The sequence below is a fragment of the Staphylococcus pasteuri genome (genome assembly GCF_030547725.1).
Lineage (GTDB): Bacteria > Bacillota > Bacilli > Staphylococcales > Staphylococcaceae > Staphylococcus > Staphylococcus pasteuri.
The window spans coordinates 77,571-93,396 of the sequence record NZ_JAUOQO010000005.1 but is presented as its reverse complement, the minus strand read 5'-3'; the positions used below and the strand labels follow the sequence as shown (position 1 = coordinate 93,396).

Here is a 15,826-nt window from a genome sequence, read left to right as displayed (position 1 = left end):
TATTCTAATTTATGTGGAGGGGATATACACATGTCCAAACAAGATGGAAAATTAACAGGTTTATTTGGAGCACCTGTATCAGATAGAGAAAATAGCATGACAGCTGGCCCACGTGGACCATTAATGATGCAAGATATATACTTTTTAGAACAAATGTCTCACTTTGATCGTGAAGTTATTCCAGAAAGACGTATGCATGCAAAAGGATCAGGCGCATTTGGTACTTTTACTGTAACGAATGATATTACTAAATACACAAGTGCTAAAATCTTCTCAGAAGTAGGTAAACAAACTGAAATGTTCGCAAGATTTTCTACAGTTTCAGGAGAAAGAGGCGCAGCAGATGCTGAACGTGATATTCGTGGATTTGCTTTAAAATTCTACACTGAAGAAGGTAACTGGGATCTAGTAGGGAACAATACACCTGTATTCTTCTTTAGAGATCCTAAATTATTTGTAAGTTTAAACAGAGCAGTTAAAAGAGATCCTAGAACAAATATGAGAAGTGCACAAAATAACTGGGACTTTTGGACAGGATTACCTGAATCATTACATCAAGTTACAATTTTAATGTCTGATAGAGGTATTCCAAAAGATTTACGTCATATGCATGGTTTCGGTTCTCATACTTATTCAATGTATAACGATAAAGGCGAACGTGTATGGGTTAAATATCACTTCAGAAGTCAACAAGGTATTGAAAACTTATCTGATGATGAAGCGGCTAACATAATTGCTACAGATCGTGATTCATCTCAACGTGATTTATTTAATGCCATTGAAAATGGAGACTATCCTAAATGGAAAATGTATATCCAAGTGATGACTGAAGAACAAGCTAAAAATCATAAAGATAATCCATTCGATTTAACTAAAGTTTGGTACCACGGCGATTATCCTTTAATCGAAGTTGGAGAATTTGAACTTAACCGTAATCCTAATAACTATTTCCAAGATGTAGAACAAGCTGCATTTGCGCCAACTAACATTGTACCTGGTTTAGACTTCTCGCCAGATAAAATGTTACAAGGACGTTTATTCTCTTATGGAGATGCTCAACGCTATAGATTAGGCGTAAACCATTGGCAAATTCCTGTTAACCAACCTAAAGGTGTAGGCATTGAAAACTTATGTCCATTTAGTCGTGACGGTCAGATGCGTATTTTAGACGATAACCAAGGTGGTGGACCTCACTACTATCCAAATAATCAAGGCGTATATGATTCTCAACCAGAATTCAAAAAGCCTGCTTTCCCTGTAGACGGTGATGGTTATGAATATAATCAAAGACAAGATGATGATAATTACTTCGAACAACCTGGTAAATTATTTAGATTACAATCTGATGAAGCGAAAGAGCGTATCTTTACAAATACAGCGAACGCTATGGATGGTGTAACTGAAGATGTGAAACGTCGTCATATCCGTCATTGTTATAAAGCTGACCCTGATTATGGTAAAGGTGTAGCGAAAGCATTAGGCATTGATATAAATACAGTTGATTTAGAAGGCGAACAAGACGAAACTTACGAAAATTTTAATAAATAAAATTGAAGATTGCGCACAAAACAAATTTATGATAAAATTTTAAATCGTAAGTATTCCTAATTAGAAAGGGTGTTTAACGTGCGCGTAAATATCACATTAGCATGCACAGAGTGTGGCGATCGTAACTATATCACTACAAAAAATAAAAGAAATAATCCTGAGCGTATTGAAATGAAAAAATACTGCCCTAGATTAAATAAATATACGTTACATCGTGAAACTAAATAAATCTTATCTTTCAAATACGACAATTTGAAATGGCTTAAGAGATCTTTTTCATTGGGAAAAGGTCTCTTTTTTTTCTACAAGAAAATGTCATTTTAAAAATAAATATGTTTGCTATAGAACTTTTAGATTTGCAAATTGAGAAAATCGTGCTAATATATAAAGCGTAATTATTACGATTTATAAAAAGAGAGGTAATGGAAATGGCTAAAAAATCTAAGATTGCAAAAGAACAAAAAAGACAAGAACTTGTAGATAAATATTTTGAATTAAGAAAAGAATTGAAAGCTAAAGGTGATTATGAAGCATTAAAAAAATTACCACGTGATTCATCACCAACAAGTTTAACTCGCAGATGTAAAGTGACAGGAAGACCAAGAGGCGTATTACGAAAATTTGAAATGTCACGTATTGCTTTTAGAGAACATGCACATAAAGGTCAAATACCAGGTGTTAAAAAATCTAGTTGGTAAAACTAGTCCTAAAGTCCATTTACAAGAACAATAAAACAATGTACAGTTAATAAGGATAATGAATTTCTGAATAAAACAACTGATAAAACTATGATTATTCGGATTTTAGCTATTTATCCTAATATTATTGTTTTTAAAAAGGGGCTATTTAATTAATATGAAAATATTTGATTATGAAGACATACAACTAATACCAAACAAATGTATTGTTGAAAGTAGATCAGAATGCGATACATCGATAAAATTTGGTCCTCGTACCTTTAAACTTCCAGTAGTACCAGCTAATATGCAAACAGTAATGAATGAAGAATTAGCTCAATGGTTTGCTGAAAATGATTATTTTTATATCATGCACCGTTTTAATGAAGCAGCTAGAATTCCGTTTATCAATAAAATGCAACAAAATAATCTATTTGTATCCATATCAGTTGGCGTAAAGAAATCAGAATTTGACTTTATTGAGCAGTTATCAAATGAAAATTTAACACCCGAGTATATTACTATTGATATCGCTCATGGTCATTCAGATTCGGTAATTAATATGATTAAACACATCAAAACGAACCTACCTAATTCTTTTGTTATAGCAGGAAACGTAGGAACACCTGAAGGCGTAAGAGAATTAGAAAATGCTGGTGCTGATGCTACAAAAGTTGGTATCGGTCCGGGACGTGTATGTATTACAAAAATAAAAACTGGATTTGGTACAGGTGGTTGGCAATTATCTGCACTTAATTTATGTAGTAAAGCAGCTAGAAAACCTATCATAGCAGATGGCGGATTACGTACACACGGTGATATCGCTAAGTCTATTCGATTTGGTGCTTCTATGGTAATGATAGGATCACTATTTGCAGCACATGAAGAATCTCCTGGAGAAACTGTTGAATTAGAAGGTAAGCGATATAAAGAATATTTTGGTAGTGCGTCAGAATTCCAAAAAGGTGAACATAAAAATGTTGAAGGTAAAAAAATGTTTGTTGAACATAAAGGTTCATTAAAAGACACTTTAAAAGAGATGCAACAAGATTTACAAAGTTCTATTTCTTATGCAGGTGGCAAAGATTTGAAATCTCTTCGAACAGTGGATTATGTCATTGTTAGAAATTCAATTTTTAATGGGGATAGAGATTAATATCATACGGTAGGTGGCTAAAATTAAAAGATTTCTAGTATTTTTTATATTCTTCTTGTGTCTCGTTATTTTCTTACCATTAAATGAGTTCAAATTTACAGAGCATTTACAACAAGAAGTTAGAGAGCAAGTTGATCAATGGGCATATGGTAATTCAAATGAAGAAGACTTAAGCTTAGATGTTCCTGACAAACAAGAATTTGCGATTAATAATATTCAAATGAATATGACAAAAAAAGACGTTGAGGATAAATTAGGTAAAGAAAAACGCATAACTTCCAATGAATACGGTACACATTGGTATACGTATTATGATAATGATTATAATCAATTCATAATGATTAGTTATATTAAAAATCGTGTCAATGGCATGTATACGAATCAAAATTTAATATCTTCACAGTCTAAAATTAAATATGCTACACCTAAAAAGGCAGTTCGAGATCGTTTAGGTAAACCTATAGAAGAAATAAGTAAAGGTAACAAACGTTTTGAAGTTAAAAATGACGAGTACGATATTTTCCATAAAAATCACATTTACACAACAGTATTTTACGATAAACATGAAAAAAATGGCGTAACAGCTTTATATCAAGTGAGTGAAGCTATGGAAAATAGATTACAAGAACAATATGGTGCACCTTCCAAATCATTAGAAAAGAGTTTTGAATTACAAAATTTTGACATCGTAAATGCTGAACGTAAACAACATCAATTACCAACTTTAAAATATTCAGCTTCAGTTTCTAATACTGCTAGAAAGCATAGTCAAGATATGGCGGACAATAACTACTTTGATCATACAGATTTAAAAGGGAAATCACCTTTTGATCGTTTGAAAGATGATCATCATGATTTTAGTTCTGCTGGTGAAAATTTAGCGTATGGACAACAAAGTAGTATATTTGCACATGAAGGATTAATGAATTCATTAGGTCATCGAAAAAATATTTTAAATGATAGCTTTTCTACTTTAGGCGTAGGTGTTGATTTTAATGATCGTCGACAACCGTATTGGACAGAAAATTATACTGGTTAATCGTTTAGAGTTAATCATCTTTGGGTAATAATTAGTTGTAAGGAAGTAGATAGAATGTCAACTAAATCAAAACAACAACCTGATATCTTAGATAAAGTAAAAGAAGTTTTAAAAAAGAATCAAAATAAAAAGGATTAGGCAATCGCCTAATCCTTTTATTATTTATAGGGGGGTTATGAGCATAAAATATGATTACATTTCTCTATATAAACCGATAACTTTACCAACTACTATGACATTGTCTAAATAAATTGGATCCATTGTGCTATTTTCAGGTTGCAATCTATAACGATTTTTTTCTTTGTAGAATCGTTTAACTGTAGCCTCATCATCTTCTGTCATAGCAACAATAATATCTCCATTTTCAGCAATTGTTTGACTACGAACAATTACTTTATCTCCATCTAGAATACCTGCTTCAATCATACTATCACCTACAACATTTAATATGAAAATATCACTGTTATGTGTAGATGTTAAATGTTCGGGTAGTGGGAAATACTCTTCAATATTTTCGACTGCTGTAATTGGAATTCCGGCCGTTACTTTACCTATAACAGGAACGTGAATCGTTTCTTCCATATTAATATTGTCGCCTAATTGTTCGCTAACAATTTCAATTGCTCTCGGTTTAGTAGGGTCTCGTCTAATGTAACCTTTTTCTTCTAATCTTGATAAATGACCATGAACAGTCGAACTCGAAGCTAATCCTACAGCCTCTCCGATTTCTCGAACACTCGGTGGATACCCTTTTGATTGAACAATATGTTTAATGTAATCATATATTTCACTTTGTCTTTTCGTTAACTCTCTCATATATAGGCACTCCCTAATTTTATTTGATTATATTATAGCATCTACATAAACAAAAAACAAACGTTTGTTCGTTAAAGTGTTGACATGGAACATCTGTTCTGTTAAATTAATAATACAAACAAACGTTCTAGGAGTGAGATGCAATGTTAACAAAACAAACAAAAACATTTTTAACTTATATATCAGTATTTTTAATATCTTGTCTTATTTTTCTAGTATTTTTCTTAAGCGTTAACCAAAATGAGCATTCAGAACAAACGTACGAAATGACAGACCATGAAATACATCAAAATGTTAATCATAATACTAATCAATCTTTAAATAAACAAGATGATAGCGAACAAAATTCAGGATCAGTGTTCGCATCAATTAACTAATATCATATTTAATAGTTTATGTGAGCGTAACGATTTGGTTACGCTCCTTTTTTTGTTATATTTTACAAAAGGTATATACACAGAATAAATCCATTTTACTTATTGAAATAATATGTAGTAGGTTATTTTCTAACAAATTATCAATTTAAACGATTAACAAACGAAAGTAGGAGCTAAAATGTCTAATAATTTAAATATTGATAGAATTAATGAATTAGCTAAAAAGAAAAAAGAAAAAGGTTTGACCAATGAAGAAGCAAAAGAACAATCTAAATTAAGAAAACAGTATCTTGATTCATTTAGAAAAGGGTTCAAACAACAACTTGAAAGTACTAAGGTCATTGATCCTGAGGGAAATGATGTTACTCCTGAGAAATTAAAACAAATTCAACGACAAAATAAAGAAAAATAGAATGCTAATTACTGAATTTTAAATATAGATTAATATGGAAAATTAAAAATTTTTCAGATTTTTCTTTATGAATTTATATTAAAATAAGTTATAATTGGCATTAAGTATTATTATTAGAAGGGAAGAATATATAATGTTCAATAAAGAAGATCAATTAGCAATCGATACAATTCGTGCATTAAGTATCGATACAATAGAAAAGGCCAATTCAGGTCACCCAGGTTTACCAATGGGAGCAGCACCAATGGCTTACACACTATGGACAAGACACCTAAATTTCAACCCACAATCTAAAGACTATTTCAATAGAGACAGATTTGTATTATCTGCAGGTCATGGTTCTGCTTTATTATATAGTTTATTACACGTTTCTGGTAGTTTAGAAATGGATGAACTAAAACAATTTAGACAATGGGATTCTAAAACTCCAGGTCACCCTGAATTCAGACACACTGATGGTGTAGAAGTGACAACAGGACCTCTTGGTCAAGGATTTGCAATGTCAGTCGGAATGGCTTTAGCTGAAAGTCATTTAGCTGGTAAATTTAACAAAGATAACTATAATGTTGTAGATCATTATACTTATGTTCTAGCTTCTGATGGGGATTTAATGGAAGGTATTTCTCATGAGGCTGCATCATTTGCAGGTCATAATCAATTAGATAAATTAATCGTATTATATGATTCAAATGATATTTCATTAGATGGAGATTTAGATAAAGCATTCTCTGAAAATACTAAATCTCGTTTCGAATCATATGGTTGGAACTACATTTTTGTTAAAGATGGTAATGATTTAGAAGAAATTGATAATGCAATTAATAAAGCTAAATCTCAGCAAGGTCCAACAATCATTGAAGTTAAAACTGTAATTGGTTATGGCGCGCCTAATAAATCAGGTACAAATGGCGTTCATGGTGCTCCTCTAGGCGACGAAGAACGTAAATTAACTTTAGAAGCTTATGGATTAGACCCTGAAAAGAGATTTAATGTACCACAAGAAGTTTACGACATTTTCAATTCAACAATGTTAAAACGTGCTAATGAAAATGAAGAAAATTGGAAAAATAAAGTTGAAGAGTATAGTAAAGCTTATCCTGAATTAGCGGAAGAATTTAAATTAGCTGTAAGTGGTAAATTACCTCAAGATTACAGAGAAGCTTTACCTAAATTTGATGCAGATCATAATGCAGCTTCACGTGCAGATTCTGGTGAAGTTATTCAAGCGTTAAGTAAACATGTACCTTCATTCTTTGGTGGTTCAGCTGACTTAGCTGGTTCAAATAAATCAAATGTTAAAGAAGCTAAAGATTATGATAAAAATAATCGTGACGGTAAAAATATTTGGTTTGGTGTTCGTGAATTTGGAATGGGCGCTGCTGTTAATGGTATGGCTGCACATGGAGGCTTACATCCATATGGTGCAACATTCTTCGTATTCAGTGACTACCTAAAACCAGCTTTACGTTTATCTGCAATTATGGGATTAAATTCAACATTTGTATTTACACATGATTCCATCGCAGTTGGTGAAGATGGTCCAACACACGAACCAATTGAACAATTAGCTGGATTACGTGCAATTCCAAATATGAATGTGATTCGTCCTGCTGATGGTAATGAAACTAGAGTGGCTTGGGAAGTTGCTTTAGAATCAGAAGGCACTCCAACATCATTAGTACTTACACGTCAAAATTTACCTACTTTAGATGTTTCTGAAGAAACTGTCGAAGAAGGTGTACGTAAAGGTGCATATATTGTATATGAATCTAAAGAAACTCCTGAATATCTATTATTAGCAACTGGTTCTGAAGTAAGCTTAGCAGTAGAGGCTGCAAAAGACTTAGATGCTCAAGGTAAAGGTGTTAGAGTTGTTTCTATGCCAAACTGGTTCGCATTCGAACAACAATCTGAAGAATATAAAGAATCTGTTATTCCTTCAAATATTACTAAACGTGTTGCTATTGAAATGGCTTCAACACTTGGTTGGCATAAATATGTTGGAACACAAGGTAAAGTTATTGGTATCGATGGCTTTGGTGCAAGTGCTCCTGGCGATTTAGTAGTTGAAAAATATGGATTTACTAAAGAAAATGTTTTAAACCAAATTCGTGAATTTTAGTTAATCAATAATTTAAACTCAAATAAACTGCTAGTTAAGCTTATGCGAAACTAACAGTTTTTAAATGTTAACTTTAATATTCAAAAGTACATTTAATATATATTGAAAATTTGTTATTATTTTTGATGTGCGTTATTTTAAGATACAAATTTGTCTTGAAATAAATATTTGAATCTAGTAAAATTCATTAGGATAAAGAAAGTGGGTGAAACAATGGCAATTTGGTTAGCAATTATTTTAATTATAATAGCATTAATCGCAGGTTTAGCTGGTGGTTTCTTCTTAGCAAGAAAATATATGATGGATTATTTGAAAAAAAACCCACCTATTAATGAAGAAATGCTACGTATGATGATGATGCAAATGGGTCAAAAACCTTCTCAAAAGAAAATCAATCAAATGATGACTATGATGAACAAAAATATGGACCAAGGCATGAAAGGTCAAAAAAAATAAGATAAATATTAGTGGGGATTAAGTCAATGTTAACGTTGATTTAATCCCTTTTTTTATGGAGAATGAGAAAACAAGTTAATTTATAAAATAGCTAGAATTTATTAATTTAAAAACTATGAAAATGACTTGATTTAATGATATACTAACACGTGATTAAAAAGAGTATTAAAGTTTAGAATATATGAGAAGGTGTAAGCGTGGCATATTTAGTATTTTCTATAGTAGTTGCATTCTTTATGGGTGCAATTGTTATTGTGATTCGAATGAAGGCACAAAAATTCCCAGTTAATGAAAAGAAAATTATATTGCCTCCATTTTTTATGGCAACAGGTGCTCTAATGTATGTAGTACCATATTTTAGATTGACTAGTACCGAGATTTTAGAGTCACTTATTTTAGGTGTACTTTTCTCAACAGTGTTAATTTGGACATCTAGATTTGAAGTTAAAGGTAGCGAAATTTATATGAAACGATCAAAAGCGTTTCCGATTATCTTAATTTCTCTATTAGTTATCCGTACTGTTCTAAAAATCTTTATTAGTAACGAAATCGATCCAGGTGAGATAGCGGGTATGTTTTTCTTATTAGCATTTTGTATGATAGTACCATGGAGATTAGCAATGTATTATCAGTATAAAAAAGTAAAAAAATCAATTGTTCATTAAATATATTATAGCCACTTATCTTTAGAGATGAGTGGTTTTTTACTTGATATATAGATTAAAAAATTATAAAATAGTTACGAACAAACGTTCTATTTGGAGGTAAAAAATGAAAATAATTCATACAGCAGATTGGCATTTAGGGCGAATTTTGAATGGTAAGCAATTGTTAGAGGACCAAAGGTATGTATTAGAACAGTTTATAAAGAAAATGAAAGATGAAGAACCTGATGTCATCGTTATTGCAGGAGATTTATATGATACTACTTATCCAGGTAAAGAAACGATAAAACTATTTGAAGAAACAATTTCACAACTTAATATTGAAATGAAAATACCAGTAGTTATGATAAGTGGAAACCATGATGGAAAAGAACGTTTGAATTACGGGGCAAATTGGTTTGAACATAGTAACTTATATATTAGAACAAAATTAGAAAGTATGATTGAGCCTATAAATATTAAAGGAGTTAATTTTTATACATTACCATTTGCGACAGTAACAGAAGTGCAACACTTTTTTAAAGATGAAACAATTCAAACACATCAACAAGCACTTGATAAATGTATAATGTATATGTCAAAAACGCTAGATAAGAGTAGCATTAATGTTTTAATTGGTCATTTAACTGTCCAAGGTGGCAAAACATCAGATTCTGAAAGACCATTAACTATTGGAACTGTAGAGACAGTGGAAAAAAGATCGTTTGATATATTTGATTTTGTACTATTAGGTCACCTACATCATCCATTTAGTATTAATGAAGATAGAATTAAATACAGTGGTTCACTTTTGCAATATTCATTTTCTGAAGTTGGACAACCTAAAGGTTATCGTGTTGTTAAATTTAATAATAAAGAAAATATAAATGATTATTTCGTTCCAATAGAACCAATGAGAAAGTTAGAAATAGTAGTTGGAGATTACGAAGATGTTATTCAAGAAAAGGTAGATATTACTAATAAAAATAATTACATACATTTTAGATTGAAAAATATGTCTCATATATCAGATCCAATTATCAATTTGAAACAAATTTATCCCAATACACTGGCATTAACTAATGAGACATTTGAATATTATGATGCAATCGACCAAATTGAAATAAAACAGGAAAGTGATATTTCGATTATAAATAAATTTTATGAAAACATAACCAATGAACAACTGAGTGATATTCAAGAAAAGAAAATTAATCAAATTATTAATAATTTGATGAGAAAGGAAGATTAATTAAATTGAAACCTGCTAAGTTAACTTTAACTAATTTTGGACCTTTCTTAAATGAAACAATAGATTTTCATAAAATAGATCAAAATCAATTATTTTTGATAAGTGGTAAGACCGGTTCTGGTAAAACAATGATATTTGATGCCATAGTATATGCGTTATATGGGGAAGCTTCAACTAAAAATAGAAAAGAAAGTGATTTAAGAAGTCATTTTGCTGATGGTAATTCAGCCATGCAAGTTACTTTTGAATTTGAACTAAATAACAAAATCTTTAAAATAGTTCGAACTGGACCTTATATTAAAGAAGGAAATACAACTAAAACACCAGCAAAGCTAAATGTTTTTGAATACAATGATAATGAATTTGATTTACGTGAAAGTATGGTGAGTGCTGGAAATCAATTTATTATTGATTTAATTGGCGTTAACGCTGAACAATTTAGACAATTATTTATATTACCACAAGGTGAATTTAAAAAATTCTTATTATCTAATAGTAAAGAAAAGCAAGGTATATTAAGAACTCTTTTTAATAGTGAAAGATTTGAACAAATTGAAAAAGCTTTGAGTGAAGATGTTAAAAATGAAAAAAAACAAATTGAAGATAGATATAAGAATATTGAAAGATTATGGAATGATATCAACACCTTTGACAGTGAAAGCCTTGAAGAATTAAAAACGATTAATGTTCAGCAAACTGAAAAATTAATAGATGCATTGCCAAAATTCAATGAATTCGGTAAAAAATTGGCTCAAAGTAAATATGAAGATAAAAATATTTTAGAGAACAAGATTTCAAAGATTGAACATAATTTGAATGAAAATAAAGAGCTGGAATCAAATTTAAAAGAATTAGAGAAAAACAAAAATCAATTTAATCAATTAAAAGAACAAGAAGAAAGCATCAATAAACAAAAGGAAAAGCTAAATAAAATCAACGAAATTAAACCTTTATCACAATTGCTTGATAGTAAAAATGAAACAAACAAAAAATTAAAACAAATAGAAAATTCTGTTGAAACATCTAAACAATCAATTAAACAGTTAAATCAAGAACAAGAGGACTATCAATACCAATTAAAAAAATTAACTGAAAGTGAAGAATCAATAAACAAAGAAAAAGCATATTTAGAAAAAACACATACTTTCTATGTTAATTTATCTAAATATGATTCAAGTTATAAAGATAAGGAAAAACTTTCATCTAAATTGGAAAAATTAAAAGAAAAGAAAGAGCAAGTCGAAAAAGAATTCTATCAATTAAAAGATTCTATTGATTCGAAAGACGTTGACTACGATGTAGTTGAACAATTATCTCAAGATATTTTCAAAATAGAAAAAAATATTGAAACAACTGAAAAGCAATTGGAAGAAGTAAAAACCAAAGAAAATCTAAATTCCAGAATTAATGAAATAAAAGATTCTAATGAGAAAACGGACAATGAAATTGAAAAATTAATCAATGCGATAGCTGATATCAATCAAAATGAAATTAATTTAAACAATAAAGAAACGTTAGTAGAACAATTACAGCAAGTTGTTTCAATAGGAGATACTTGCCCAGTTTGTGGTAATGAAATCACTTCTTTAGATCAACATATTGACTTCGAAAGCATTAATGAAAAGCAAAGGTTATTAAAGTCGTTACAAGAAGAATTAAATGAGCATAAAATAAACAAAGCTAAATTTGAAAATTCAATTAATCACCTTACTGAACAATTAAAAAATATTAATGTAGATGAAAAATCAATTCTCAATATAGATAAACTTAATACTCAACTTAGAGTAAAACAGGAAGAAAAAGTAAGACATCAAAAAGAAAATGACCGTATCTTATCAACAAATAAAAAAATTGAACAAAAAAAACAAGAAATATATGAAATAGAAAATGAAATAAAAGATACAAATGCAAAAATTGAACAATGTGAAATTAGAATTAATGATTTTGAAACGACATCTCAATTTACTAACATTAAAGAGTTTAAATTGTACTATGAACAATTAAAAAATAATGTTACTGAATATGAACAACTAACCGAGAAGTATAAACATGCCATGAGTGATATTTCTCAAAAACTAAGTATTGAAGAAAACAATGTTAAGCATCATACCACTTCATTAAATGAAAGCCAAGATGAACTTAAACGAACTCAAAAAGAAATTGAAAATGAAATGAATAGATTAAGTTTATCTTCAATAGAACAAATCCAAAGCATTATAGAAATCGTTAATGAAAAGGAATCAATCGAGAAAGAAATTAATGATTTTAATAAACAATTGCATATGTATGAAGTAGAAATAAATAGGCTAACGAAGCTAGTTTCAGATAGAAATTTGGAAGATATCGATAAAATACAAGAAAATCTATCAAAGACAAAAGAACAATTGAATCAATTAAATAATGAGATAGCAACGCTAGAGTATCAAATCAAATTAAATGAACAAAAAGGAAATGAAGTTGAATCTAATATAAATTACTTGAATAAAGAGTTAAAAGAACAACAAGATATCTTTAATCTGTCTGAAATTTTGTCAGGTAAAAATAGTCAAAAGTTAACCTTAGAAAATTACGTTCTTGTATATTATTTAGAAAAAATAATCGCTCAAGCTAATATTCGTCTTGCAACTATGAGCGGTCAAAGATATCAGTTACAAAGAAGAGCAGCTTTATCACAAGGGTTTAGTGGTCTTGAAATTGACGTATTTGATTTTTACTCAAATAAATCTAGACATATAAGTTCGTTATCAGGAGGGGAAACGTTCCAAGCGTCATTAGCTTTAGCATTAGGTTTAAGTGAGATTGTACAACAAGAATCTGGAGGAATTTCATTACAATCTATGTTTATTGATGAAGGATTCGGTACTTTAGATCAAGAAACACTTGAAACAGCACTAGATACATTAGTTAATTTGAAATCTACAGGTAGAATGGTGGGAATCATATCTCATGTAAGTGAATTGAAACAACGAATACCACTCATTTTAGAAGTGACATCTAATCAATACCAAAGCACAACACAATTTAAATGGAATTAATAATCATAAAGTTATAAAAAAACGATTTATCAACTTCTATAAATTAGGTTGATAAATCGTTTTAATTAATAATTATTAATTTTTTTCTCGTAATAAATCTCTGATTTCTGTTAAAAGAACAGTGTTTGCTTCTAATTCTTCTTCTGGTTCTTCTTTTCTCATTAATGTATTTGCGATTTTCACAAAGATAAATAATGCAAAAGCTATGATTATAAAATCAATTATTGATTGTATGAATAAACCATATTTAATTCCCCAGAAAGCCCAGTCCTCTGCGAAATTGACAGAACCAAATATTTTACCAATTAATGGCATAATAATGTATTGGACTAATGCAGTGATTATTTTATTAAATGCAGCGCCCATAACTACGGCTACAGCTAAATCTAATACATTGCCTTTTAATGCAAACTCTTTAAACTCTTTAAGCATATAAAAAAATCCTTTCATAACAATATATTCGTCATTATACATCATATAATTAATTTAGAAAATAGTAATTTTAATCAAATTTGATTCTAATATGGAGCTTTGTTATCCTATAGTAGTGTTTTAGTAAAGTTAATTGTTTTAAGATAAAAAAATAATAATTTAATTTTACTAGTTTGAAAATTTAATAATAAGAAGGGAGTAATTAATTATGAATTCTTCTTCTGAAGAAAAAAATGGTAAGAAGATTTCTCCGGTGTTTATCTACAGTGCCATTGTCGCAGCAATTGTTGTGTTAATTGGTGCCATTTTCCCATCTCAATTTGACACGGTTACTAATGAAGTCAAAATGTGGATTACTGATAAACTAGGTTGGTATTACCTAATATTAACTACAGTTATTGTTTTCTTCTGTATTTTCCTAATCTTTAGCCCTATAGGGAAACTTAAGTTAGGTAAACCAAATGATAAACCAGAATTTAATACAATTTCTTGGTTTGCAATGTTATTCAGTGCAGGAATGGGTATTGGTTTAGTTTTCTATGGTGCAGCTGAACCTATGTCACACTTTGCTTCACCACCTGATGCTGATCCAAAGACTACTGAAGCATATACAGAAGCGTTACGTTCTACATTCTTCCATTGGGGATTCCACGCATGGGCAGTATATGGTGTAGTAGCATTAGCACTTGCATATTCTCAATTCCGTAAAGGTGAACCTGGTTTACTTTCAAGAACGCTAAGACCACTTTTAGGAGATAAAGTAGAAGGACCTATTGGAACATTTATTGATGTTTTATCTGTATTTGCTACTTTAGTAGGTGTAGCTGTATCACTAGGTATGGGTGCATTACAAATTAATGGTGGTTTAAGTTACTTATTCGGAATTCCAAATACAACTTGGGTTCAAGCAATTATTATCGTTGTTGTAACGATATTATTTATCGCTAGTGCTTGGTCAGGTTTAAGTAAAGGTATTCAGTATTTAAGTAATTTAAATATTGGTTTAGGTGCCATATTAATGATTATTACATTAATCATTGGACCAACTGTATTAATCCTTAATATGATGACAAGTTCAACAGGTAGCTTGTTAAATACATTCTTATTCAATAGCTTTGACACTGCAGCATTAAATGGTCAAAAACGTGAATGGATGTCAACATGGACATTATACTATTGGGGCTGGTGGTTAAGTTGGAGCCCATTCGTTGGTGTATTTATTGCCAGAGTTTCAAAAGGACGCTCAATCAGAGAATTTATTTCAGGTGTACTATTAGTACCAGCAATTGTAAGTTTCATCTGGTTTAGTGTATTCGGTGTTCTTGGTATTGAAACAGGTAAAAAACATCCAAAATTATTTGATATGACTCCAGAAACACAATTATTTGGTGTATTCCACCACGTTCCGTTAGGTATAGTGTTATCATTCATAGCACTTATTTTAATTGCTTCATTCTTTATCACATCAGCTGACTCTGCAACATTCGTTTTAGGTATGCAGACAACATTTGGTTCATTAAATCCAAACAGTGCAGTTAAAGTAACTTGGGGAATTGCTCAAGCACTTATTGCATTCGTTCTATTATTAGCTGGTGGCGGAGATGGAACAAAAGCACTCAACGCGATTCAGAGTGCCGCCATTATTAGTGCGTTCCCATTCTCCTTTGTCGTCATACTGATGATGATAAGCTTTTACAAAGATGCCAACAAAGAACGTAAATTCTTAGGCTTAACATTAACGCCTAATAAACACAGATTAGAAGAGTACGTTAAATATCAACAAGAAGATTATGAATCTGATATTTTAGAAAAACGTGAATCAAGAAGAAACCGTGAAAGAGAAGAATAATTCAATAATTA

At 30.3% G+C, this 15,826-nt stretch carries 15 protein-coding genes; 13 read left to right on the top strand and 2 right to left on the bottom strand.

Features of this window, described 5'->3' with window-relative positions; all coding sequences use genetic code 11:
- Nucleotides 1-30: 30 nt before the first annotated feature.
- From Q4528_RS06835 to Q4528_RS06815, 5 genes are all read left to right on the top strand, one after another.
- A complete protein-coding gene (locus tag Q4528_RS06835; RefSeq protein WP_017637354.1) occupies nt 31-1,548 on the top strand; it encodes a catalase in 1,518 nt (505 codons plus the stop codon).
- A 78-nt stretch (nt 1,549-1,626) separates the two neighbouring features.
- Nucleotides 1,627-1,776: a 50S ribosomal protein L33 gene (gene rpmG / locus Q4528_RS06830; protein ID WP_001831295.1), complete on the top strand. Its 150-nt coding sequence runs from the start codon at nt 1,627-1,629 to the stop codon at nt 1,774-1,776.
- Nucleotides 1,777-1,976: 200 nt separating this feature from the next.
- Nucleotides 1,977-2,246 (top strand): 30S ribosomal protein S14, encoded by a 270-nt coding sequence (gene rpsN, locus Q4528_RS06825; protein WP_303521030.1) that lies wholly within the window; start codon nt 1,977-1,979, stop codon nt 2,244-2,246.
- A 157-nt stretch (nt 2,247-2,403) separates the two neighbouring features.
- Nucleotides 2,404-3,381: a GMP reductase gene (gene guaC, locus Q4528_RS06820; RefSeq protein WP_046466638.1), complete on the top strand. Its 978-nt coding sequence runs from the start codon at nt 2,404-2,406 to the stop codon at nt 3,379-3,381.
- A gap of 13 nt (nt 3,382-3,394) precedes the next feature.
- Nucleotides 3,395-4,420 (top strand): CAP domain-containing protein, encoded by a 1,026-nt coding sequence (locus Q4528_RS06815; protein ID WP_096807799.1) that lies wholly within the window; start codon nt 3,395-3,397, stop codon nt 4,418-4,420.
- 192 nt (nt 4,421-4,612) lie between these two features.
- Here Q4528_RS06815 and lexA read toward each other — a convergent pair whose 3' ends face one another.
- Complete coding sequence (lexA, locus tag Q4528_RS06810; protein WP_017637358.1) at nt 4,613-5,236, bottom strand: transcriptional repressor LexA; 624 nt, start codon at nt 5,234-5,236, stop codon at nt 4,613-4,615.
- A 143-nt stretch (nt 5,237-5,379) separates the two neighbouring features.
- Between lexA and sosA the strand changes: the two genes are divergently transcribed.
- The 7 genes from sosA to sbcC all read left to right on the top strand — a co-directional run bounded on the left by sosA (nt 5,380) and on the right by sbcC (nt 13,534).
- Entirely contained in the window at nt 5,380-5,613 is a 234-nt protein-coding gene (gene sosA / locus Q4528_RS06805) for a DNA damage-induced cell division inhibitor SosA (RefSeq protein WP_017637359.1), read from the top strand.
- Between the two features lie 178 nt (nt 5,614-5,791).
- Nucleotides 5,792-6,025, top strand: coding sequence for a DUF896 domain-containing protein (locus tag Q4528_RS06800; RefSeq protein WP_029055401.1), 234 nt, complete (start codon nt 5,792-5,794; stop codon nt 6,023-6,025).
- 133 nt (nt 6,026-6,158) lie between these two features.
- Nucleotides 6,159-8,147, top strand: a complete 1,989-nt coding sequence (gene tkt, locus Q4528_RS06795) for a transketolase (protein WP_017637361.1) — start codon at nt 6,159-6,161, stop codon at nt 8,145-8,147.
- Between the two features lie 213 nt (nt 8,148-8,360).
- Nucleotides 8,361-8,603 carry a YneF family protein gene (locus Q4528_RS06790; protein WP_029055399.1) on the top strand — a complete coding sequence of 81 codons (243 nt, stop codon included), beginning with the start codon at nt 8,361-8,363 and terminating at the stop codon, nt 8,601-8,603.
- Nucleotides 8,604-8,800: 197 nt separating this feature from the next.
- Nucleotides 8,801-9,268, top strand: a complete 468-nt coding sequence (locus Q4528_RS06785) for a CcdC family protein (protein WP_017637363.1) — start codon at nt 8,801-8,803, stop codon at nt 9,266-9,268.
- A 106-nt stretch (nt 9,269-9,374) separates the two neighbouring features.
- Nucleotides 9,375-10,499 (top strand): exonuclease subunit SbcD, encoded by a 1,125-nt coding sequence (gene sbcD, locus Q4528_RS06780; RefSeq protein WP_046466639.1) that lies wholly within the window; start codon nt 9,375-9,377, stop codon nt 10,497-10,499.
- Nucleotides 10,500-10,558: 59 nt separating this feature from the next.
- Entirely contained in the window at nt 10,559-13,534 is a 2,976-nt protein-coding gene (gene sbcC, locus Q4528_RS06775; protein WP_439848928.1) for an exonuclease subunit SbcC, read from the top strand.
- A 75-nt stretch (nt 13,535-13,609) separates the two neighbouring features.
- Here sbcC and mscL read toward each other — a convergent pair whose 3' ends face one another.
- Nucleotides 13,610-13,966, bottom strand: coding sequence for a large conductance mechanosensitive channel protein MscL (mscL, locus tag Q4528_RS06770; protein ID WP_017638422.1), 357 nt, complete (start codon nt 13,964-13,966; stop codon nt 13,610-13,612).
- A 208-nt stretch (nt 13,967-14,174) separates the two neighbouring features.
- Here mscL and Q4528_RS06765 point away from each other — a divergent pair, with 208 nt between their 5' ends.
- Nucleotides 14,175-15,815 (top strand): BCCT family transporter, encoded by a 1,641-nt coding sequence (locus Q4528_RS06765; protein WP_029055395.1) that lies wholly within the window; start codon nt 14,175-14,177, stop codon nt 15,813-15,815.
- Nucleotides 15,816-15,826: the final 11 nt, after the last annotated feature.

Excerpts from the sequence above, each read along its gene's own strand:
- Q4528_RS06790 (WP_029055399.1), top strand. The coding sequence starts at position 8,361 with ATGGCAATTTGGTTAGCAATTATTTTAATTATAATAGCATTAATCGCA.
- guaC (WP_046466638.1), top strand. The coding sequence starts at position 2,404 with ATGAAAATATTTGATTATGAAGACATACAACTAATACCAAACAAATGT.
- Q4528_RS06800 (WP_029055401.1), top strand. The coding sequence starts at position 5,792 with ATGTCTAATAATTTAAATATTGATAGAATTAATGAATTAGCTAAAAAG.
- sbcD (WP_046466639.1), top strand. The coding sequence starts at position 9,375 with ATGAAAATAATTCATACAGCAGATTGGCATTTAGGGCGAATTTTGAAT.
- sosA (WP_017637359.1), top strand. The coding sequence starts at position 5,380 with ATGTTAACAAAACAAACAAAAACATTTTTAACTTATATATCAGTATTT.
- tkt (WP_017637361.1), top strand. The coding sequence starts at position 6,159 with ATGTTCAATAAAGAAGATCAATTAGCAATCGATACAATTCGTGCATTA.
- mscL (WP_017638422.1), bottom strand. The coding sequence starts at position 13,966 with ATGCTTAAAGAGTTTAAAGAGTTTGCATTAAAAGGCAATGTATTAGAT.
- Q4528_RS06765 (WP_029055395.1), top strand. The coding sequence starts at position 14,175 with ATGAATTCTTCTTCTGAAGAAAAAAATGGTAAGAAGATTTCTCCGGTG.
- rpsN (WP_303521030.1), top strand. The coding sequence starts at position 1,977 with ATGGCTAAAAAATCTAAGATTGCAAAAGAACAAAAAAGACAAGAACTT.
- lexA (WP_017637358.1), bottom strand. The coding sequence starts at position 5,236 with ATGAGAGAGTTAACGAAAAGACAAAGTGAAATATATGATTACATTAAA.
- Q4528_RS06835 (WP_017637354.1), top strand. The coding sequence starts at position 31 with ATGTCCAAACAAGATGGAAAATTAACAGGTTTATTTGGAGCACCTGTA.